General features: G+C 38.4%; 19 protein-coding genes. 9 read left to right on the forward strand and 10 right to left on the reverse strand.

Annotated elements, in window-relative coordinates; all coding sequences use genetic code 11:
- Positions 1-2: 2 nt before the first annotated feature.
- Positions 3-1,445, forward strand: a complete 1,443-nt coding sequence (rodA, locus tag ACYIAR_RS14000; RefSeq protein WP_480330398.1) for a rod shape-determining protein RodA — start codon at positions 3-5, stop codon at positions 1,443-1,445.
- Here the strand turns inward: rodA and ACYIAR_RS14005 are convergent.
- The gene (locus ACYIAR_RS14005) at positions 1,428-1,949 is read right to left on the reverse strand and encodes a gliding motility lipoprotein GldH (RefSeq protein ID WP_480330400.1); all 522 of its coding nucleotides are present in this window, start codon (positions 1,947-1,949) and stop codon (positions 1,428-1,430) included. The genes rodA and ACYIAR_RS14005 overlap by 18 nt on opposite strands.
- The gene (locus tag ACYIAR_RS14010) at positions 1,888-3,288 is read right to left on the reverse strand and encodes a PSP1 domain-containing protein (RefSeq protein WP_480330402.1); all 1,401 of its coding nucleotides are present in this window, start codon (positions 3,286-3,288) and stop codon (positions 1,888-1,890) included. Before ACYIAR_RS14010 ends, ACYIAR_RS14005 begins: the two co-directional genes overlap by 62 nt.
- A gap of 219 nt (positions 3,289-3,507) precedes the next feature.
- On the opposite strand from ACYIAR_RS14010, the gene ACYIAR_RS14015 reads away from it, so the two are divergent.
- Both ACYIAR_RS14015 and ACYIAR_RS14020 read left to right on the forward strand, forming a co-directional pair.
- Entirely contained in the window at positions 3,508-4,602 is a 1,095-nt protein-coding gene (locus tag ACYIAR_RS14015) for an ISAs1 family transposase (RefSeq protein ID WP_480329149.1), read from the forward strand.
- Positions 4,603-5,275: 673 nt separating this feature from the next.
- The gene (locus tag ACYIAR_RS14020; RefSeq protein ID WP_480330403.1) at positions 5,276-5,770 is read left to right on the forward strand and encodes a putative quinol monooxygenase; all 495 of its coding nucleotides are present in this window, start codon (positions 5,276-5,278) and stop codon (positions 5,768-5,770) included.
- Positions 5,771-5,899: 129 nt separating this feature from the next.
- Here ACYIAR_RS14020 and spt read toward each other — a convergent pair whose 3' ends face one another.
- The gene (gene spt / locus ACYIAR_RS14025) at positions 5,900-7,087 is read right to left on the reverse strand and encodes a serine palmitoyltransferase (protein WP_480330404.1); all 1,188 of its coding nucleotides are present in this window, start codon (positions 7,085-7,087) and stop codon (positions 5,900-5,902) included.
- A 530-nt stretch (positions 7,088-7,617) separates the two neighbouring features.
- Here spt and ACYIAR_RS14030 point away from each other — a divergent pair.
- Positions 7,618-8,574, forward strand: coding sequence for a diacylglycerol/lipid kinase family protein (locus tag ACYIAR_RS14030; protein ID WP_480330406.1), 957 nt, complete (start codon positions 7,618-7,620; stop codon positions 8,572-8,574).
- Here ACYIAR_RS14030 and ACYIAR_RS14035 read toward each other — a convergent pair.
- Positions 8,559-9,278 carry a tRNA1(Val) (adenine(37)-N6)-methyltransferase gene (locus tag ACYIAR_RS14035; RefSeq protein ID WP_480330408.1) on the reverse strand — a complete coding sequence of 240 codons (720 nt, stop codon included), beginning with the start codon at positions 9,276-9,278 and terminating at the stop codon, positions 8,559-8,561. The two genes, ACYIAR_RS14030 and ACYIAR_RS14035, sit on opposite strands and share 16 nt — an antisense overlap.
- A 167-nt stretch (positions 9,279-9,445) precedes the next feature.
- Between ACYIAR_RS14035 and lon the strand changes: the two genes are divergently transcribed.
- Positions 9,446-11,911, forward strand: coding sequence for an endopeptidase La (lon, locus tag ACYIAR_RS14040; protein ID WP_480330410.1), 2,466 nt, complete (start codon positions 9,446-9,448; stop codon positions 11,909-11,911).
- A 187-nt stretch (positions 11,912-12,098) separates the two neighbouring features.
- Here the strand turns inward: lon and ACYIAR_RS14045 are convergent, their stop codons facing one another.
- A complete protein-coding gene (locus ACYIAR_RS14045) occupies positions 12,099-13,535 on the reverse strand; it encodes an OmpP1/FadL family transporter (protein ID WP_480330412.1) in 1,437 nt (478 codons plus the stop codon).
- 248 nt (positions 13,536-13,783) lie between these two features.
- On the opposite strand from ACYIAR_RS14045, the gene queC reads away from it, so the two are divergent.
- Together queC and queF are read left to right on the forward strand one after the other, a co-directional pair.
- A complete protein-coding gene (queC, locus tag ACYIAR_RS14050) occupies positions 13,784-14,455 on the forward strand; it encodes a 7-cyano-7-deazaguanine synthase QueC (RefSeq protein ID WP_480330414.1) in 672 nt (223 codons plus the stop codon).
- A 5-nt stretch (positions 14,456-14,460) separates the two neighbouring features.
- On the forward strand, positions 14,461-14,934 hold the full coding sequence (gene queF / locus ACYIAR_RS14055; protein WP_480330416.1) for a preQ(1) synthase: 474 nt from the start codon (positions 14,461-14,463) through the stop codon (positions 14,932-14,934).
- A 144-nt stretch (positions 14,935-15,078) separates the two neighbouring features.
- Here queF and ACYIAR_RS14060 read toward each other — a convergent pair whose 3' ends face one another.
- Positions 15,079-16,830 (reverse strand): DNA polymerase III subunit gamma/tau, encoded by a 1,752-nt coding sequence (locus ACYIAR_RS14060; RefSeq protein ID WP_480330418.1) that lies wholly within the window; start codon positions 16,828-16,830, stop codon positions 15,079-15,081.
- Between the two features lie 74 nt (positions 16,831-16,904).
- Here ACYIAR_RS14060 and ACYIAR_RS14065 point away from each other — a divergent pair, with 74 nt between their 5' ends.
- Positions 16,905-17,210 carry an FtsB family cell division protein gene (locus ACYIAR_RS14065; protein ID WP_480330420.1) on the forward strand — a complete coding sequence of 102 codons (306 nt, stop codon included), beginning with the start codon at positions 16,905-16,907 and terminating at the stop codon, positions 17,208-17,210.
- Between the two features lie 29 nt (positions 17,211-17,239).
- Positions 17,240-17,569: a hypothetical protein gene (locus ACYIAR_RS14070; protein ID WP_480330422.1), complete on the forward strand. Its 330-nt coding sequence runs from the start codon at positions 17,240-17,242 to the stop codon at positions 17,567-17,569.
- Between the two features lie 88 nt (positions 17,570-17,657).
- Here ACYIAR_RS14070 and ACYIAR_RS14075 read toward each other — a convergent pair whose 3' ends face one another.
- The 4 genes from ACYIAR_RS14075 to yajC form a co-directional block, all read right to left on the reverse strand.
- Positions 17,658-18,107 (reverse strand): DUF5606 family protein, encoded by a 450-nt coding sequence (locus ACYIAR_RS14075; RefSeq protein WP_480330424.1) that lies wholly within the window; start codon positions 18,105-18,107, stop codon positions 17,658-17,660.
- Between the two features lie 67 nt (positions 18,108-18,174).
- Positions 18,175-18,753, reverse strand: a complete 579-nt coding sequence (coaE, locus tag ACYIAR_RS14080) for a dephospho-CoA kinase (protein WP_480330426.1) — start codon at positions 18,751-18,753, stop codon at positions 18,175-18,177.
- Complete coding sequence (locus ACYIAR_RS14085; protein WP_480330427.1) at positions 18,753-19,760, reverse strand: CdaR family protein; 1,008 nt, start codon at positions 19,758-19,760, stop codon at positions 18,753-18,755. Before ACYIAR_RS14085 ends, coaE begins: the two co-directional genes overlap by 1 nt.
- A gap of 20 nt (positions 19,761-19,780) precedes the next feature.
- The gene (gene yajC / locus ACYIAR_RS14090) at positions 19,781-20,095 is read right to left on the reverse strand and encodes a preprotein translocase subunit YajC (RefSeq protein ID WP_480330429.1); all 315 of its coding nucleotides are present in this window, start codon (positions 20,093-20,095) and stop codon (positions 19,781-19,783) included.
- Positions 20,096-20,155 lie beyond the last annotated feature (60 nt).

Consider the following 20,155-nt stretch of genomic DNA (forward strand, 5'->3'; position numbering starts at 1 on the left):
ATATGATTTATAAAAATAATATATTGAAGTCTGTTGACTGGGTGATAATATTGCTTTATGTGCTTATGATTGTTGCCGGATGGTTCAGCATATGTGGTGCTAGTTATGAATTTGATATGGCAAAATTATTTGAACCTTCAGGAAGACCAATGACTCAGTTGCAATGGATTGGAATATCTTCTTTTGTTATTTTCGTAATCCTGATGCTCGAAAGTGATTTGTTTGACATGTTTGCCAATATAATATATGTAGCGACAATTGTTCTTCTTGTTGTGACTATATTTATTGCGCCCGATGTCAAAGGTTCACATTCATGGCTGGTTCTTGGTCCGATAAGACTTCAGCCCGCTGAATTTGCCAAGTTCTCGACGGCATTGATGGTCTCGCATGTAATGAGTCAATATGGGTTTAAACTTACTAAGCCAACGAACTTCTTCAAGGTTCTTGGACTGATATTTCTTCCAATGATATGTATTCTGCTGCAAAAGGAAACTGGCTCAGCCTTGGTTTACTTTGCTTTCTTCCTTATGCTTTATCGTGAAGGAATGTCTGGCTATTTTCTGCTTGCTGGAATATGTGCTGTGGTGTTCTTTGTCACCGGTATGAAATATTCCGGAGTTATGCTGGGAATGACACCTTTGGGAGAATTTATCGTATCGCTGATGATATTGGCAATATCAATCGGATTGATATATGTTGAAAGCAAGAACAAGCTGGCATTGCGCATCGTTTCCTATGTTTCAGCTTCTTCATTGTTTGTTAGTTATATAGTATCATTTTTTATCCCGGTAAATTTTGCTCATATAACTATAGCTCTAATCATTCTTTCCATAATCTATCTCGTATATCTTTCCATATATCATTGGGTATGGAATTATGTAATGATAGCATTGTTCTCTATAATATCATTAGGTTTCCTTTTTTCTGTAGATTATGTATTTAACGATATTCTCGAACCTCATCAACAGATTCGTATAAAAGTATCGTTAGGTTTGGAAGATGACCCAAGCGGAGCCGGATACAACGTAAACCAGTCGAAGATAGCGATTGGCTCAGGCGGATTTCTGGGAAAAGGTTTCTTGAATGGAACACAAACCAAGTTGAAATATGTTCCTGAACAGGAAACGGATTTTATATTCTGTACCGTAGGTGAGGAACAAGGTTTTGTCGGAGCAACACTTGTGCTTATAGTCTTTTCTATATTTATAATCAGGCTTATCTTATTGGCAGAAAGGCAGGACAATAGTTTCAGCCGGATTTATGGCTATTGTGTGGCTTCCATATTCCTGTTTCATCTTATTATTAATATAGGAATGGTAACGGGACTTACGCCCGTTATCGGAATCCCGCTACCATTCTTCAGCTATGGAGGTTCTTCATTGCTTGGATTCACAATCCTCCTTTTCATTTTCATACGTCTTGATGCATCAAGGAAGGAGAGATGATTCCTGAACCTGCAGTCCTATTTCCTGTATTCCGATTATGCATGAATCTCTCATTGCCTGTTTTACGGCAAAAGTATATTGACCTTTGTGCGGAAAACGATATCCCGTTTTTATCGGGAAACTCATTTCGTATAAAGAAATTCCATGTCCATACCATTTCCCGAAGTCATCGGCGAGCATACATTCAATTGTATCTCGCTCAATTCCACCTATAGGCTTTTCCTCTTGCAGAAATAACCAGATATTCTGATAAGGATATTTGTTGTTATTTCGTATCTGCAGAGAAACATCATAGGTTTTCGACGGGTCATCAATATTGAAAGTGAAATAATATTCCTTATTCTTGTCCCACATTGTTTTATCTATGATTCTGTATTGCTCGTAGGTAAAATCCTGTTTGCAGGAAAAGAATAAGGATATTATTGCAGACAAACCTAAAACATTAAGCTTCCGAGTTATTTGAAGGCTTGGGCGCTTTGTTGTTGTTTTGTTGTTTGTTGTCATTGTTGGCTTTTGCTTTGGGGCGAGGACGATTATTGTTGTTTCTGTTGTTGTTCTGATTGTTGTTGTTTCTCGCCTTATTTTTGTTGTTTGTATTGTTTACCTTGTTGCCTTGATTTGCATTAGGCTTTTCTGCAGAATTGTTGTTTTCTGCCGCAACTTCATTCACTTTGCTTTGATTCTGCTGTGTGTTTGGTTGCTGAGCCTGCTGCACCTGTGGCTGCTTGTTGTTGTTTTCTGCAACATTGTTTGCGCTCTTCTTTTTCTTCTTTTTCTTCAGATTATTGTCGAAACGAGTAACGCTGTCCTGCCCAAGTATATCTTGTGCATCTCTTTTCGGAGCAGAAGTCTTGTTGTCAGCCTCAAGCGAAACAGGCTTAATACCTTTCTTATTCATATTTATCACATCAAAAGCTCTTGACGCATTGATGGTGACAAGATTTGCAGCAATAGTCTTGTCTGTTGAATAAGTAATTTCGCGTTTGAAAATATCAGTCTTGAAATGATAATAGCTGTTATCTTTTGTTTCAAGAACGATTTCTCTCGACGGAAGACGTTTCTGAGCCTCGACGTAAGCATCAACCTCATAATTTATACAACATTTCAGCTTTGCGCACTGTCCGGCAAGTTTTTGAGGATTCATTGATATATCCTGATATCTAGCCGCACCTGTTGCAACTGAAACGAAACTAGTCATCCAGCTTGAGCAGCACAATTCTCTTCCGCAAGGACCGATTCCTCCGATTCTTCCAGCTTCTTGTCGTGCACCAATCTGTTTCATTTCTATGCGCACACGGAAAGTCTCAGCCAGCACCTTAATCAGCTGTCTGAAGTCAACCCTTTCATCTGCGATATAATAGAAGATAGCTTTATTACCGTCGCCCTGATATTCCACATCACCGATTTTCATGTCCAGTCCCAGTTTTGCGGCAATCTGGCGGGAACGAATCATAGTGTCATGTTCTTTAGCTTTAGCCTCTTCATATTTCTCCATATCTCCTGGACGAGCTTTTCTGTAAACCTTCTTTGGCTCAAGGTCATATCTGTAGTTGTTCTTCTTCATTTGCAGAAGAACAAGTTTTCCGGTAAGCGTAACCGTTCCTATATCATGACCTGGCGAAGCTTCAACAGCAACTATATCTCCTTTTTCCAAAGGTATTTTTGTGTTGTTCAAATAATAACCTTTTCGAGTGTTCTTAAACTGAACTTCCACAAAATCTGTGGCTCCTTCGGCATCCGGAACACCACAAAGCCAGTCGTATGTGTTTAATTTATTGTTTTGTATTTTGCTGCAGCCTTTAGCCTTCATGCAGCAACTTCCTTTATTTAGTTTAAAATCCATTACAATTTTTGTTTGTGTATTATTGATAATGTCATTCGCTACATCAGTTTCGAATATCGACATTTAATGCAAAAATAACGAAATAAACTGATAGATTCGGCATTTATCAGGGCAACCGCATCAAAATTTGTAATCATCAGTGAAGTGTTTATCTGTGCCTCACCTTAGATTTGCAGCGGCAAACCGAAACAGAAATAGAAATGATAAATTTGCAGTGAAATGAATCCATCCAAGTATTTTTCAGAAGTTACCGATCCTCGTGTAACAGGTCGTTGTCTACATTTGTTGTCAGACATATTAATGATAGGTTTGTGTACTTACCTGACAGGCGGAACAGATTATGAGGATATGCGTCTGTTTACCTTGGAACGTGGAGAAAAACTTAAGGATATGCTTTCACTTCCTCACGGTGTACCTTCAAAAGATACGTTTGAGCGTGTGTTTCAACGCATAGACCCAACCGAATTAGAACATTGTCTTTGTAGTTATGGGAAGTCAATCCTGTCGGATTTATCAGAAAAACAGATTGTTATAGACGGGAAGAAGCAAAGTGGGACATCGCCGACCTCTCGCGGGAATAAAGGTCTGTACATTTTGAATGCCTGGGTAAGCGAGAACGAATTCTGTATATATCAGAAAAAAGTGGAAGACAAGTCCAATGAGATAACAGCCATTCCCGAAGTGTTGTCAGCCATAGATATTGAGGATGCAGTTATATCCATAGACGCTATGGGAACGCAACGTGAGGTTGTAGACTTGATACTTGAAAAGAAGGGGCATTATCTATTGTCGGTAAAAGGTAATCAGAAGTCTCTATATGAGGATATTGAATGTGCTTTTAAAGTACACGGCGGCCTTGATTCGGATACGACTGTGGAAAAAGACCATGGAAGGATAGAAGTCAGGAAATGCAGCATTCTTCCAGCCATGGAATATCTGCTTCCGGAAACCATTCAATCTTGGAAAGGACTAGGGACGATTGTAAAAATGGAATCAAGTAGGGAGATGAACGGGAAAACGGCTCTTGAAACCAGATATTATATCAGTGACGAGCAAGGATTAAGTGCGTCTTACTTTCAAAAAATAATAAGAGGACACTGGAGTATTGAGAACCAACTGCATTGGCATTTGGACGTTACTTTTAAAGAGGATGATTGCAGAGCGAGGAAAGGATATTCATCACAAAACCTGTCAGTGATTAGAAAAGTGGCTTTACATATCATCTCTGAACAAAAGGATAAGTTAAGCCTTAAAAAAAGACTTTACAAGGCAGCTTTGGATATTAACTATTTAAAAAAGTTATTGCAGTTCTGACCGGATGATCTGAATCATAAAAAAGAGGCCTCTTTTTATAAGAGACCTCTCATAAGATCTTACGAATCATAGTCGAAAGACTTTGGTTGTAAAATCGACACGTAAAAAATCCAATCGCTAAGGTTGTTTTTCATAGTTAAGGTTTTGCTATCCGCAATATCCGCTTTATTTCCCAAATAACACATTTTTTTCAGAACTATTTTAACAAACCTGTTGCAAAACATATTTTGAATGGAATTTTGGTGCGGTTGCCCTGGGCATTTATGAGGATTTTTATATGCTTTACTTAAGACTTGAATACCTATTACTTCTCACTTGATTATCTAAAAACTCTCCTCGACTTGTTTTCTTGTCGCCCCGTTAACTGAAAATTTAGTTCAGCGAAGCTCATATAAAATGATTAATCTGTAAAATAGGTATAAACATCTAGTTTATTGATACAATATAGTTTGTCCGTGGTTACTAATTTTGTGTTATTAATATCAGAATATTTTTTCTAAATATGCGAATATCTGTTTTTGGAATATTTAAGTAAGTAAATATTCTTAAAACTGAGTCTCAGTTTCTATAAATTAAGTCTTAGTTTCTAAAAACTAAAGCTTAATTTGTAAAAACTAAGTCTTAGTTTTAAGATTAAATAGTTATGTTCAGGATTTATAAATAAATATGCTTTATGGATAGGAGGGACTTTTTGAAAATTTCGTCGATAAGTGCATTGGCTGTAACTTCGAATGCTCAAATATATGGCAGTGAGACACAATTCCCGATTGAGAATAATTTTGCGAAAGAAAAAGCAACAGAAACAAATCATCCTGTGATGTGCGAGAAAATGAAAATGCAAGCAGACGGAATCGTCCGTTTGTCTAAAATTGAGGTTTACCCGGAATATATTGAGGAATATATGAAATATGCCGTTGAGGTTGGAGAAATTTCTTTGCTTACTGAGCCGGGAGTTCTGACCATGTATGCAGTGAGTGAAAAGGAAAATCCATGTAATGTGACTATCCTTGAAACCTATGCCAGCAAATCAGCTTATGAGCAGCACATTGCTTCGGAGCATTTTCAAAAATATAAGAAGGGAACTTTGCATATGGTGAAGAATCTGGTTCTGTCGGACCAGTCGCCGTTAAATCCGAAAAACAGGATTGTGAATTTCATTCAGGAATGAAACAAATTATGTTGAGGTTTTTAATGGTCGTTTTTTTATATATAAAAAACCTATGTTTTACAGAAGAATGCAAATGCATCCAGTAAAACATAGGTTTTTAATTTAAATATAATATCAGATAAGATAGACTTATTTGATGATGTTGTGCTTCTTGAATACTTTCTGGATAGTTTCAAGAGCATAATCCAACTGCTGCTGAGTGTGTGTTGCCATCAAAGAGAATCGGATAAGAGTATCTTCTGGCGCAACAGCAGGAGAAACAACTGGATTAACGAATATACCTGCTTCGAACAATTCTTTTACAACCAAGAATGTCAAATCATTGTTACGGATGAACAATGGGATGATAGGTGTTGAAGTATGTCCGATTTCGCAACCCATATTGCGGAAACCGTCAAGTGCATAGTGAGTAAGTTTCCACAAGTTTTCGATACGTTCAGGCTCGTTAAGCATAATGTCCAATGCAGCATTTGCAGCAGCTGTTGCAGCTGGAGTGTTACTTGCACTGAAAATGTAAGAACGAGAATTATGTCTCAAATAGTTTATTGTTTCTTTATCTGAAGCAATGAAACCTCCGATTGAAGCGAATGATTTACTGAATGTTCCCATAATCAAATCAACATCGTCTGTCAATCCGAAGTGGTTACAAGTTCCTCGACCTTGTTTACCAAGAACACCGATACCGTGAGCTTCATCAACCATGATGCTAGCATTGTATTTCTTAGCCAGCTTAACGATTTCCGGAAGATTTGCAACGTCGCCTTCCATACTGAACACGCCGTCGATAACGATAAGTTTCACTTTATCAGGAGCGCATTTCTGAAGCTGCTTTTCCAACGAATCCATATCGTTGTGCTTGTATTTCAACTTAGTTGAGAAAGACAAACGGTGACCTTCAATGATTGAAGCATGGTCTAATTCGTCCCAAATGATATAGTCTTCACGACCAGTAACGCACGAAACTACACCAAGGTTTACCTGGAAACCAGTTGAATAAACAATAGCTTCTTCTTTACCAACGAATTCAGCCAAGCGTTTTTCCAATTGAACATGCAAGTCCAATGTTCCGTTCAAGAAACGTGAACCGGCGCAACCAGTACCATATTTCTTGATAGCTTCAATAGCTGCTTCTTTAACTTTAGGATGATTGGTCAGACCCAGATAAGCGTTTGAACCAAACATTAAAACTTTCTTTCCATTGATAATTACTTCAGTATCCTGATCACTCTGGATTTCACGGAAGTAAGGATAAATACCCGCTGCCATTGCACGCTGCGGCGCATCATACTTTGCTAATTTCTCTTGTAGAAGTTTCATATTTATTTATAAAGAGAATGATTTATCTATCTAAGTTATTAAACATTTAAACAATATATATCTATATGTTTATTATTTTCTCTTTTTCTTGATTTGTTATGCCGCTCATTACAAGTGCGTTGACGGTCATAACAAATCTCTGCATGAAAGCGCAGAGTCCAAATCCGGCGCAAAAGTAGTAAAAAATGAATTAAGCTGATTCAAAATAGCTTTAAATCTTTCAGAAAAGCACTCTTTTTTATGCCAGAACTGTCGTTTTATAGTGTTTTTATGATGAAAAATTGTTTTTTTAATTAGTTGTCGGAAATATTTATCTTCTTAAAAGGCTATAAAAATGTACTCGTAATCTTTAAATATTTATATTTCGTATGTGTATGTACGGCAAACTAGTTGCACCGCTGTTTTTTTCAATTTAATTTTGTTGCGGAAATCAATTCCACTTTTATTGTGCGCTATGCTGCGGGATGTTTAGATTGGGAAAATATTTTTCAGCTATAGCTTTTTGCTACTAAAATATTAGAAATAGAGAGATGAGAGTTCATGCCATTATTAATCCCATATCGGGTGTTGGTTCAAAGAGGAAAATACCGAAATTGATTGAGCAGTTATGTGAAGAGACAGGCGACGAAGTTTCCGTTTCCTTTACTGAATATGCCGGTCATGCTAGTGTATTGACCCGTAGTGCGGTTGAGTCTGGAGTTTCCTGCATCATAGCTGTTGGCGGAGATGGTACAGTTAATGAGATAGCAAGGTCGATGTTGCATTCCGATGCGATTTTAGGTATTATACCAAAAGGTTCAGGCAATGGACTTGCACGTGAGTTGAATATATCAATGGATGTCAGAAGAGCGTTGGACGTGATTCGCGAACGCCATGTCACAACAATCGACTGCTGCAAAGCCAACGACCGTGTGTTTTTCTGTACCTGCGGTGTCGGGTTTGATGCTGCTGTCAGTCAGAAATTTGCTAATGAAAAGCGCAGAGGCTCGTTGACATATATAAAGAACACTGTTGAGGAATATTTGAGCTATCATCCGGAACAATATGAATTGCTTATCGACAATCAGTCTATCAAGGAAAAAGCATTTCTGGTTGCCTGTGCCAATGCTTCGCAATATGGAAACAATGCTTATATTGCTCCACATGCGAACATTAACGATGGGAAAATGGATGTAACAGTGTTGTCGCCTTTCCTTCCGATAGATATAGCTCCGCTTGCCATACAATTGTTCTCACGCAAAATAGACAGAAACAGTAAAATACGCACGTTCAAGGCAGAGCAGGTGTCGATTATCCGTCAAAGACCTGGCGTTATGCATTTGGACGGAGAGCCAATTATGGCAGACAGCCGTATTGACATATCTGTTATTCCGCATGCGCTGAAGGTGTTTACGCCTTCCGAAGTTTCTTTGCGTAAGGAAGTGCGCTATCTTTTCGATGAGGTTACACGTTTCTTTGACAGACGTTTGCCTTACATCTTCAGATAAAAGTCTTTCGTGAGGTTCTTGTATTCCTCGGTATAGACATGGCGCTCTATTTCAATTGTCAGACTATCCGAAATTATTTCATCAGGCTTGTTAAGGGAAAATTCTGCCATTATCCGTTTAGGTGCAGAGTCTGGAGTCGGGAAAACTTTTGTCTCTCTTGTCAGATGGAGGAAAGTTTTCTCGGCTGTTTCCATCAATAATTCTCTTTGCTCATAAGGTAATATGACGGACAGGAGTCCGTAGTCCGATAATAATCGTCTGCTGCCATTAAGTAAGTCGTATACAGACAGAGTGTCAGTATGTCTGGCAGTGTTGCGCTGTTTGTCCGGACATTTCAGCGAAGAGATAAAATATGGAGGATTTGAAACAATCAAATCAAAGGAACAAATATTTTCATTCATTTCGGCATAATCCTGCAGTTTGCACTGTTTAGCCGAGATGCGGTTCTTAAATGGACTTTTGGCAGCATTGTCGATAGTTTGCTGAACGGCACCGGAATCAATGTCAATTGCAAGGATTTGGGCATCAGAACGCTGTGCCAGTATCAAGCTTATTACACCGCTTCCACAACCAACGTCAAGAATTTGTTTTGCGTTGTTACACGAGCTCCATGTTCCTAAAAGCACGGCATCGGTGCCGACTTTCATGGCACATTTATCGTGCCACACGGTGAATTGTTTGAATTGAAAGTATGGATTAGGCATATTTTGATAATTGAAATGCGCAAATGTACACATATTTGCTTAGAACTTCGTATCTTTGGCACATTTATTGTATATATTGTAATTATTGGATTTGATTATAAATTTATAGATAGCTCATAAATACACAGAAGCATTTCTGGATATCTGTGTTAGCCATTTAATAATATATGAAGATTAAAAGGAAAAAATTATTTAGTCAGAGTACATTGGATGTAGATGATACTGTCGGTGTTGTAATGCCTATATTGACAGATTGCGATGCAGACGAAGACTTTTCGGAAGGTATAGACAAAGTGGGTGATGAGTTGCCTATTTTGCCACTTCGTAATATGGTTCTTTTCCCTGGTGTTGCTATGCCCGTGATAGTTGGTCGCCCGAAATCAATGCGTCTGATTAAGGAGGCAATAGACAATAAAGCTCTTATCGGTGTGGTTTGTCAGCGCGAAGTTGAAACTGAAGAACCAGGTTTCGATGATTTGTATGCAACTGGAACTGTTGCAGATATCATCCGTGTTCTGGAAATGCCGGATGGAACCACTACAGTTATACTTCAAGGCAAGAAACGCTTTATCTTAAACGAACTGACTGAGACTGAACCTTATCTGAAAGGTTCCATAACATTACTCGAGGAAACTCGTCCGGATGCAAGCGACCGTGAATTTGAGGCTTTGACTTCATCGGTTAAGGATATGACAATAAAACTGCTCAGTGCTAGTCCTGAGCCTGTGCAGCGTGAGTTGATTTTTTCAATCAAGAACAACCGCAATGCTTTGTATATAATAAACTTTGCATGTGCCAATATATTGACTTCGGCAGCTGAAAAGCAGCAGCTTTTGTTGATAAACGACTTGCGTGAACGTGCTTTCCGTCTGTTGTCTATTCTTAACAGAGAATATCAGCTTCTTGAGCTTAAAGCTTCAATCCAGATGAAGACTCAGGAAGACCTTGACAAACAGCAGAAAGAATATTTCCTTCAGCAGCAGATCAAGACAATTCAGGAAGAATTGGGTGGAAACATCAATGAGCAGGAAATTCGCGAGTTGAAGGAAAAAGGTCTGAAAAAGAATTGGCCATCATCTGTTGCTCAAATATTCGACAAGGAAATAAGAAAGCTTGAGAGATTGCATCCTCAGTCTCCGGATTTCTCAATTCAAATGCAATATGTCCAGACAATTGTGAATCTTCCATGGAACGAGTATAGCAAGGATAATTTTAATCTTGTTCATGCTCAAAAGGTTCTGGATAGAGATCATTACGGACTTGAGAAAGTCAAAGAGCGTATAATCGAACATTTGGCTGTGTTGAAGCTGAAAGGTGATATGAAATCTCCGATTATATGTCTTTACGGTCCTCCGGGAGTTGGAAAGACTTCGCTCGGCCGTTCAATCGCTGATGCTTTGGGCAGAAAATATGTTCGTGTATCACTTGGCGGACTTCATGATGAGGCGGAGATACGTGGTCATCGTCGCACTTACATCGGTGCAATGTGCGGACGAATAATAAGCAATATTCAGAAAGCGGGAACTTCCAATCCTGTGTTTGTCCTTGATGAGATTGATAAGATAACAAGCGACTTCAAAGGTGATCCGTCTTCTGCATTGCTTGAAGTTCTTGACCCTGAACAGAACGGAACATTCCATGATAACTATCTGGATATCGACTATGATTTGAGCAAGGTGATGTTTATTGCTACAGCCAATAATCTGAACACAATCTCACAGCCACTTCTTGACCGTATGGAACTTATCGAAGTGAGCGGATATATACAGGAAGAAAAGGTTGAGATTGCCGCAAGACATCTTGTTCCGAAACAGATTGAAGCTCATGGATTGGAGAAGAAAGCTGTAAAATTCCCTAAGAAAACTCTCGACAAGATAATTGAATCATATACAAGAGAAAGTGGTGTTCGCGAACTTGACAAGAAGATTGCTAAAGTTGTCCGCAAGGTAGCTCGTGATGTTGCAACAAACGGATATAATGGATGCGTACAGATTAAACCTGAAGAGCTGAAGGAATATCTGGGTGCAGAAGAATATAGCAGAGATAAATATCAGGGCAATGAATACGCCGGAGTTGTTACCGGATTGGCTTGGACAGCTGTTGGCGGCGAAATTCTTTTCGTGGAATCAAGTTTGAGCAAGGGAAAAGAAGGAAAGCTGACACTGACAGGAAATCTTGGTGATGTGATGAAGGAATCAGCAGTTATTGCTCTTGAATATATCCGTGCACATGCATCTTTGTTTGGAATAAATGAAGATATGTTCACTTCTTGGAATGTTCATGTTCATGTTCCGGAAGGAGCTATTCCAAAAGATGGTCCGAGTGCAGGTGTGACAATGGTTACTTCTTTGGTTTCGGCATTTACACAAAGAAAGGTAAAGAGCAGCCTGGCAATGACAGGAGAAATAACTCTCCGCGGAAAGGTTCTTCCAGTTGGTGGAATCAAGGAGAAAATCCTTGCTGCTAAACGTGCCGGAATAAAAGAGATTATTCTATGTAAGGACAATAAGAAAGATATTGATGAAATAAAGGCAGACTATTTGAAAGGTTTGAAATTCCATTTCGTTGAAGATATTCGCCAGGTTATTGATTTGGCTTTGCTTGATGAAAAAGTGGATAATCCTTTGTTTTGATTTAAGATGAATTTCTCCCGGAAGATAAGTGTTATACACTTTCTTTCGGGAGAAATTGTATTATAACTATAGTATAATAGTATAAAAAAAAAGAGACATGAAGATTCAGAATAGCTCTGTGGCTAGTACTGTTTCTTCATGTCTCTTTTATATATAAATTAATAGATAGTATGTTTATACCTTTTGCTTAGAAGCTGTATGAAACACCAAGTGCCGGAGTAAGTGCGTATGCCTGATAATGTCCGCTGAATGTTCTTGGCTGCTGAAGCAAATCCAAGTCTGTGTATGAACCGTCGCGTCCGAAACCTGTAACATACGAGAATGCAAAGTCAACAGACAAAGGCTTAACCGGTCTGAAGCTCAAACCTGCTGTAATTCCAAGTTTGTTCATACTTGGAGTTTCTGGGTTAAGATAATCGTCTTTTACAGGAGATTCATCATAGTATGCACCGAAACGGATGTCGAATCTTTCAGTAGCAGCGAATTGTGCTCCAAGGCGATAAATACGAGTGTTCTTATATTCTTTAGGAGCACTGATGTTATATTTGCCAAGTTCTGCATCTGGATTGAACTTAACGTCCAATGACTTATAAGCGCCCCAACCTACGAACTGAACTTCTCCAGAAACTGTCCATCTGTCATTAGGACGGTATGTAACGGCAGCATTCCAGTTGTCAGGCAAAGGAAGCTCCGCAGAGAATGTGCCGCTTTCCAGTGGAGGAACAGCGATTCCGTCAGGCAAATTCTGTATACCCATTTGCTTAGCCATAGCAATAAGGTTGTTCACATTGCCAAGCAATCCTTCCAAATGTTCTTTGTTAGCATATTTCAATGCAATGTCGCCTTCTTCAACTTTTGCTACAACTTTTGAGCGGTATGACAAACCGATTGTCCATTTCTCATTGATATCATACATGGCACCGACGTTGAATCCGAATCTCATTCCTGCTTTTCCGTTCAGAGAAACAGAAGCTGCGGATGTTTCGTCGTATCTTTTCATTTCTTCGATAATAGGGTCAACCATAGGTTTGATTTGGGGATATTGTTCAAGTACAGAACCAAGCATTCCGTTTGCCATATTTGTCATAGCTCCTGGTCCAATCAATGCGCGGTTTAGGGTGATGTTTCCGAATTCCATCATCAGACCTGCACCAACGCTAAGTTTATCCATGATTTTCCATGAAACTGTTGGCTGGATATTGAAAGCCTTCAATGAGATGTCCTGAACCAAATGAGCTCCCGCCCAGTCGTTACCCCAGTTAATGCTGCTTCCGTATGGAGTGTTTATCATAACACCTGCTGCAAGATTGTCGTAAATTTTAAATCCGGCATATACATATAAAGGAGTGCTAGGTGTGTTGTCTGAGTTGTATTTCTTGTCTCCAACTGTGCATGATGCATTAGGGAAAACAGCAGAAACACCTGCTGACAAATCAACGCTCTTATCCATAAACACCAAACCTGCAGGGTTGAAGTGCATACTTTCAGCGCCAAGTTTCATGGCAGCTCCAACATGTCCCATACCAGCCTGCTTTGTACTTTGTGCATTTACCTGAAAACCTTCGGCTGATGCATAAGAGAAAGGCAGTGCCGAAATACATGCTAGTGCGATAATCTTCTTCATAAAATTAAATTATAGTGAATACTAAATGCATCATAAGATGCAAAAACGGGTGCAAAGATATTAACTTTTTTGAATAATTGCACAAATAGATATAAAATGTGCAGCACAAAATTGCGTTTTGTGTGCAATATCGTTGGCGGACAAGGTGGTTTCTTTATTTTTTCATTAAATATTTTTACCTTTGTCGTTGAAAAGAAATGTATTCTTTTCCGTGTGCTTGCTAAACCACGTATTAAAAACAAGAATTTATGAAGAATAAAAATGCAGCTATGGTATGCTTCTCCGGAGGACAGGATTCAACTACTTGTCTGTTTTGGGCGAAGAAGCATTTTTCTCATGTTGAAGCCGTTTGTTTTACTTACGGACAGAAACATTCCCAGGAAGTGGAAGTGGCTCGTCAGATAGCCACAGATGCTAATGTTCCTTTCCATTTATTGGATGTCTCATTAATAAGTCAGTTGGACACCAATTGTTCCCTTACAAATTCCTCAATCGAGATGGATGCAGAGAAACCGCAGGATTCATATCCTAATACGTTTGTTCCAGGACGTAATATGGTGTTTCTTACTTTTGCAGCAATACTTGCACGTGCTCATGGCATTTACAATCTCGTTACTGGTGTTTCCGAGGCAGATTTCAGCGGCTATCCGGATTGTAGGGATACATTCATCCGTTCGCTGAATGTTACGTTGAATCTTGCTATTGACGAACAGTTTGTTATTCACACACCTTTGATGAATCTGGACAAATGCGGAGTGTGGGAGCTTTCGGACCAGCTTGGTGTTTTCGACCTTGTCCGAAACAAAACTCTTACTTGTTATAACGGTGTTATTGCCGACGGTTGCGGTCATTGTCCGGCATGTACACTTCGCAACAAAGGTTTGCAACAGTATTTGGCAAAGAAAAATAAAACTCTATAATAAATATGGATACACGAAAAGAGGAAAACGAATTGCACTTGCTGGGTGGAACAACTGTTTATCGCCAGGATTACGCACCTGAGGTGCTTGAAGCATTTACAAATAAACATCCTGAAAACGATTATTGGGTAAGATTTAACTGCCCTGAGTTTACAAGTCTGTGTCCTATTACAGGTCAGCCTGATTTTGCTACCATATATATTGATTACATACCAGATGTCAAAATGGTTGAGAGCAAAAGTCTGAAACTTTATCTGTTCAGCTTCCGCAATCATGGAGATTTTCATGAAGATTGTGTAAACAAAATCATGAAGGATTTGATTAAGTTGATGGACCCTAAATATATTGAGGTGACTGGTATATTTACTCCACGTGGCGGTATCAGCATTTATCCTTATTGTAATTATGGACGTCCTGGAACTAAGTATGAACGTCTGGCAGAACAGCGATTGTTCAATCATAATGCAGAACGTTTCTGAAAATACATCAGGATGTAACATTACTCATAAAAAATCTGCCTATGTTTTTCCGAAAACATAGGCAGATTTCTAAAAAAACGTCGGCATCTTTTTTAAAAAACATAACGACATTCGCTTTGTTAAATCAGTATATAAAATTTCCTCTTAGTCAACTCTCAAATCAAATTCATTTTTCAGTTTTCCTAAAGTCGGATTTATAGTCATTAGTAAATCTAATTTTTCGGCTGCTGTGTATGCCAGATGTTTCTCGTTTGTTTCCTGAACTCTCACTTTCATTTGGATATGAGAGTTTCCAAGTTTGTTTCTGAGAACAGATAAAATATCTATTGCGGAATTTATCAGTTCTTCCTGCTGAGGAGGATTGTGAACTGCTATCTCGAAATAAAAATTATCAAGCAACTTAGGCTTACAGTTCAGCATCGTATTCTTAAGGAATACTTTCTCTTCGATTGAATTAGCCAGATTATCCCAGGCATTGATAAGTTCTGTTTCTGTAAAATTATTGTTCTGCTCAGGCATAACAGCTGAGGCAGATACAGAATCTCCGCCAATGGTTTTCTTCTTTACTCCCAAATCTTTCAGAGAAGTTCCGCCCATTGGTGGTCTGGCTGCGCGTTTTGTAGCTGGAGGAACAGTTGGCTGAGTCAGATTGTGAGTTACTGGATTTTGTATATTAGTCGGAACATGTGTTACGACTGTTTTTTCGGTCTGTTGTTTGGCAACAGGTGTGGGAGCGTTGTTAGCAACTTCTTGTGCTGTGCTGATAGGCTCAATTATTGTTTTTTTTTTCTCTTCTTCGCTGTGCTTGTTCAGTTGGCATATCTGAATCAAAGTAAGTTCAAGCAATAATCTTTTGTTTCGGCTAGCTTTATAGTTCAAATCACAATTGTTGGCTAATTCCAATGCTTTGAATAGCACATTCTCCGGACAGCGTTTAGCCATATTCTTGTATTTTTCCTTGATTGACGAGCCAACTTCGAAAAGCACGATTGTTTCTTCGTCTTGGCATACCAGCAAATCACGGAAGTGGGAGGCAAGTCCGGAAATTATATTCTGTCCGTCAAAACCTTTGTTCAGAATTTCGTTAAGCAGCAACAATGCACCTCTGATGTTTCCATTAAGAATAAAATCCGTCATACGGAAGAAGTAATCGTAGTCCAGAACATTCAGGTTTTCAATGATTGCCTGATATGTAATGTTTCCGTTTGTATAATTCGCTGCCTGGTCAAACAGAGAAAGAGCGTCACGCATTCCTCCGTCTGCCTTTTGGGCAATGACGTTCAGAGCTTCAGGCTCAGCTTTTATGTTCTCACGTGATGCAACATATTGCAGATGTTCAACGATATCTGAAATTGTAATGCGAGAGAAATCATAAGTCTGGCAACGTGACAATATTGTAGGTAAAACTTTATGTTTCTCAGTCGTGGCAAGAATAAACAATGCATGATGAGGCGGTTCCTCAAGTGTTTTCAGGAATGCATTGAAAGCCTGGGAACTGAGCATATGAACCTCGTCGATGATAAACACTTTGTATCTTCCTATCTGAGGAGGAATACGAACCTGTTCGATTAGCTGTCTGATATCATCCACAGAGTTGTTTGATGCTGCGTCCAGCTCGTGAATGTTATATGAACGTTGCTCGTTGAAAGCTTTGCAGGATTCACATTCATTGCAAGCTTCGCCATCTGCTGTAGGATTAAGGCAGTTAATGGTTTTAGCGAAAATACGGGCACATGAAGTTTTGCCGACTCCACGAGGTCCGCAAAAAAGATAAGCATGAGCCAGTTTGTTGTTTTCGATGGCATGCTTCAGTGTTGTAGTAAGGGCTTTCTGACCTACAACATCCTTGAATGTTGCCGGTCTGTATTTTCTTGCCGATACAATATAATTATCCATTCTTTGCTTTTTTATTCTTATAGACAAAGATAAGCAAAATAATTAAATTACCTTTGTAAAAAAATTAATCTTGCATGAAACGGTTGAAAGAGCTTTATGAAAAATATTTGTCCGGTCTCAATATGTATTGGGTCGTGATAATAGTGTTCCTTATTCTTATATTTTTTGCAGGAGACAGTAGCCTATACAAGCGATATACCTATGATGAAAAAATAAGAAGTCTGAAAGAGGAAATAGAATATTACAAGAAAGAAATAGAAGTGAACAGCCGCAAACTGAATGAACTTCATACTGATAAAGACGGACTTGAGCGTTTTGCCCGTGAAGAATATTTGATGAAACGCCAGAATGAGGATATCTTTATTATTAAAGAAGAGTAATTTAAAAATTAAGAATTAATTATATACGGATGGAGTCAAAAATTAGGAGTGCGATATTCTGCTTGTCTTATACTTTGGTTGTGATTGGAGCTATGTTGTATCTCTCGAAATGGGGATTTGCACCATATTTGTTTGCGGTTGGTTCGGCAGGTGTGGCAGTTTCGTATCTTTCAGTTCGGGTAGATAATATGGAATTCCGTCAGAAACGATTGCACCGTTTCAACGTGTTGGCGGGACTTTTGATGATTGTTTCTTCTGGTTTGATGTTTAATTCCCGTACGGAATGGATATTATGTCTATTTATTGCTGCAATATTTCAGCTTTATTCAGCATTTGCCGGTGGAGGGGATAAGAAATAAGAATATATAAGAATATAGAAAAAGAGGATAAGCTTGGTGATATATCATTCCAAAGACTTATCCTCTTTTTTATATGTATTTTTCAAATTTATTCAGCAGTTTTTTCTTCTGTTGCTGCTTCAGTTTTTTCTTCAACTTTTTCCGGTTCTGCAGGAACGAATTCGGTGATTCCAGCTTCAACAAGGATGTTATACCAGCTGATAAGTTTCTTGATATCGCTTGGGTAAACACGTTCACGGTCGAATTCAGGAAGAACTTCAGCCATATAAGCACGCAATTCTTCAGGTTTAGCAGAAGTGCTGATTGAAGCTTTAGCTGCGTTTTCCTTATTTTTTACACTTTCCAGAACATCATGCAATGGAACTTCGCCTTCGTTGGTGTAGATTGCGATATCGCCCAATGAAATTACTTTATCTTTTGCATAGGCTGGAACTTTCTTCTTGTCAACCAATGATTCTACAATTAACATATTCTTTCCGTGAGAGACCAATCTGAATAGTCCTGGTCTTCCTGAAATGGATAAGATTGTTTTCAACATAATCGTTATATCTTTCTTAATAGAGTTAAACTTATATGGGTTGCAAATTTAGTATAACTTGTGGATATCACAAATCATACTTGCGCAAAAAGTTTTCCATTTGAGGTATTAATGCAGAAATTCCGTCGTTAATGATTGTAAAATCTGCAAGTTTGCTCTTTTCTTCGTCTGCCATTTGGCTGTTAATCCTGCGTTCAATCTCTTCTCTTGATGCCCCATCTCTCATAATAGCCCGTTGGATACGAATATCTTTTGGAGCATAAACCATAAGCTTGACATCAACAGTTTTGTCAAATCCTGATTCAAAAAGGATGGCGGATTCAATAGCGCAAGCTTTTGTTTTCTGTGATTCAGCCCAGCAATTGAAATGCTTGTTTACTTCTGGATGGATAATACTGTTTACCTTTGCAAGCATTTCTTTGTTCCCGAAAATATGCTTGGCAAGCAGTTTTCTGTCAAGACCATTATTATTGTAAATGTCATTTCCAAACAGAGAGACAAGTTTGCCTTTTATTACTTCAGAAGTATCTGTCAGTTTTTTGCTTTCGTTGTCAGCTATGTATACTGGTATATTATATACCGACAAGAGAGAGGCAACTACTGATTTACCACTGCCAATTCCTCCTGTTATTCCAATTCTAATCATCAGTAACTCTTTTTTTCCAATATAAATTCTATTTTATTCGGATTCAGCATATAGTCTTTTATCCATTCCGGCTTTTTAGTCAAATCTATGCTTATAGCTCCATTTATAATTTCCTCCATGTCTTTGAAAGAGAGGTTTATTGCCAAATCTTCTGCATCAAGTTCTTTGAATCTTGATATTGGAATATTGCAAGTTACCTCAATTTCTGCAGGGAAAGTCCTTATAATGTATTGCGACGGGACATCTTCGCATTCAACGTGCACTTTGATTGTTTTCTCTGTGAACTCTTCAATAGGAATGATTACAGACACTGCATCAGAGCTGAAATTCACTCCTTTTATTGGAGCAAGTTTGATGTTTCGGGAAACAGTTTTTTCTCCTTTCTCTATTTTTATAAATGAAGTTTTCACTTCAAATACAGAATCCAATACTTCTTTGTTGGCATATACGGAAATTCTCGACGGTGATATTTTTATATCTCCAGAAAGTCTGTATCCCGGCTGTGTCTTTATTTCTCCATCGAAAATTACAGGAACTTCTTTCTCGGAAATAGGACTATATTTCAAGTCAATTTTTTGAGGATAATATCCGTTGACAATAGTTGTAGACAATATTTGTTTTGATACGGATGCTTCAATCTCTTCTCTTGAAACAGAAAGAGTTCCGGTTTTTGACGATGAGTTTTTCATGTCAACTTCCAGAGGCATAAAACGTCCTCTGATACTGTAGTTAAGCAACACATTGCCTTTGTCCTTTATTCTTACTGTTATCTTCTTGGGCATTTCTTCGGAGAAAGAAATATCTGGTGGAATATTGTGATATACAACAGGGATTGATATTTCCGTTTCATATTCCTGCTGTAAACTAACAAGTAACCAAAATCCAAGGGCAAGGAGAGTGAAGGATGAAAAAATTAAAGCTTCTTTCCATCGATACCGACGCAAAGAAGCTTCAATCTTCGTCACGGCGGCCTTGAGATTGTCTTTAAAAGAATCAAGTCGTGACATATTGTTTTTACTTTTTTATTTTATTTCTGTTTAGCATCTTCTGGTGATGCGAAAACCGAAGTCTTGTCTATCTGAATGTTTACACCATTTGCGATTTCAATAATCATATAAACATCTCCGATTTCTTTAAGCTTTCCATAAACTCCTCCGGCTGTGATAACCTTATCTCCGACTTTCAGAGCTTCGCGAGCTTTCTGGATTTCCTTTTGTCTTTTCTGCTGAGGGCGAATCATGAAGAAATAAAAGATTGCTACGATAACAATCATCATGATAATCCCTGACCATTGTGACTGCTCAGCTGCATTAGCTTGAAGCAAAATACTCAATAAATTCATTGTTATAAAATTGTTTTTACATTGTTATCTGTCAATAGTGACAGGACAAATGTAAGTAAA

The sequence above is a fragment of the Parabacteroides sp. KHUB-01 genome, from assembly GCF_056640935.1.

Bases quoted from the DNA above. Each gene is read 5' to 3' on its own strand.
- rodA (WP_480330398.1), top strand. From the start codon at position 3: ATGATTTATAAAAATAATATATTGAAGTCTGTTGACTGGGTGATAATA.
- ACYIAR_RS14005 (WP_480330400.1), bottom strand. From the start codon at position 1,949: ATGACAACAAACAACAAAACAACAACAAAGCGCCCAAGCCTTCAAATA.
- ACYIAR_RS14010 (WP_480330402.1), bottom strand. From the start codon at position 3,288: ATGGATTTTAAACTAAATAAAGGAAGTTGCTGCATGAAGGCTAAAGGC.
- ACYIAR_RS14015 (WP_480329149.1), top strand. From the start codon at position 3,508: ATGAATCCATCCAAGTATTTTTCAGAAGTTACCGATCCTCGTGTAACA.
- ACYIAR_RS14020 (WP_480330403.1), top strand. From the start codon at position 5,276: ATGGATAGGAGGGACTTTTTGAAAATTTCGTCGATAAGTGCATTGGCT.
- spt (WP_480330404.1), bottom strand. From the start codon at position 7,087: ATGAAACTTCTACAAGAGAAATTAGCAAAGTATGATGCGCCGCAGCGT.
- ACYIAR_RS14030 (WP_480330406.1), top strand. From the start codon at position 7,618: ATGAGAGTTCATGCCATTATTAATCCCATATCGGGTGTTGGTTCAAAG.
- ACYIAR_RS14035 (WP_480330408.1), bottom strand. From the start codon at position 9,278: ATGCCTAATCCATACTTTCAATTCAAACAATTCACCGTGTGGCACGAT.
- lon (WP_480330410.1), top strand. From the start codon at position 9,446: ATGAAGATTAAAAGGAAAAAATTATTTAGTCAGAGTACATTGGATGTA.
- ACYIAR_RS14045 (WP_480330412.1), bottom strand. From the start codon at position 13,535: ATGAAGAAGATTATCGCACTAGCATGTATTTCGGCACTGCCTTTCTCT.
- queC (WP_480330414.1), top strand. From the start codon at position 13,784: ATGAAGAATAAAAATGCAGCTATGGTATGCTTCTCCGGAGGACAGGAT.
- queF (WP_480330416.1), top strand. From the start codon at position 14,461: ATGGATACACGAAAAGAGGAAAACGAATTGCACTTGCTGGGTGGAACA.
- ACYIAR_RS14060 (WP_480330418.1), bottom strand. From the start codon at position 16,830: ATGGATAATTATATTGTATCGGCAAGAAAATACAGACCGGCAACATTC.
- ACYIAR_RS14065 (WP_480330420.1), top strand. From the start codon at position 16,905: ATGAAACGGTTGAAAGAGCTTTATGAAAAATATTTGTCCGGTCTCAAT.
- ACYIAR_RS14070 (WP_480330422.1), top strand. From the start codon at position 17,240: ATGGAGTCAAAAATTAGGAGTGCGATATTCTGCTTGTCTTATACTTTG.
- ACYIAR_RS14075 (WP_480330424.1), bottom strand. From the start codon at position 18,107: ATGTTGAAAACAATCTTATCCATTTCAGGAAGACCAGGACTATTCAGA.
- coaE (WP_480330426.1), bottom strand. From the start codon at position 18,753: ATGATTAGAATTGGAATAACAGGAGGAATTGGCAGTGGTAAATCAGTA.
- ACYIAR_RS14085 (WP_480330427.1), bottom strand. From the start codon at position 19,760: ATGTCACGACTTGATTCTTTTAAAGACAATCTCAAGGCCGCCGTGACG.
- yajC (WP_480330429.1), bottom strand. From the start codon at position 20,095: ATGAATTTATTGAGTATTTTGCTTCAAGCTAATGCAGCTGAGCAGTCA.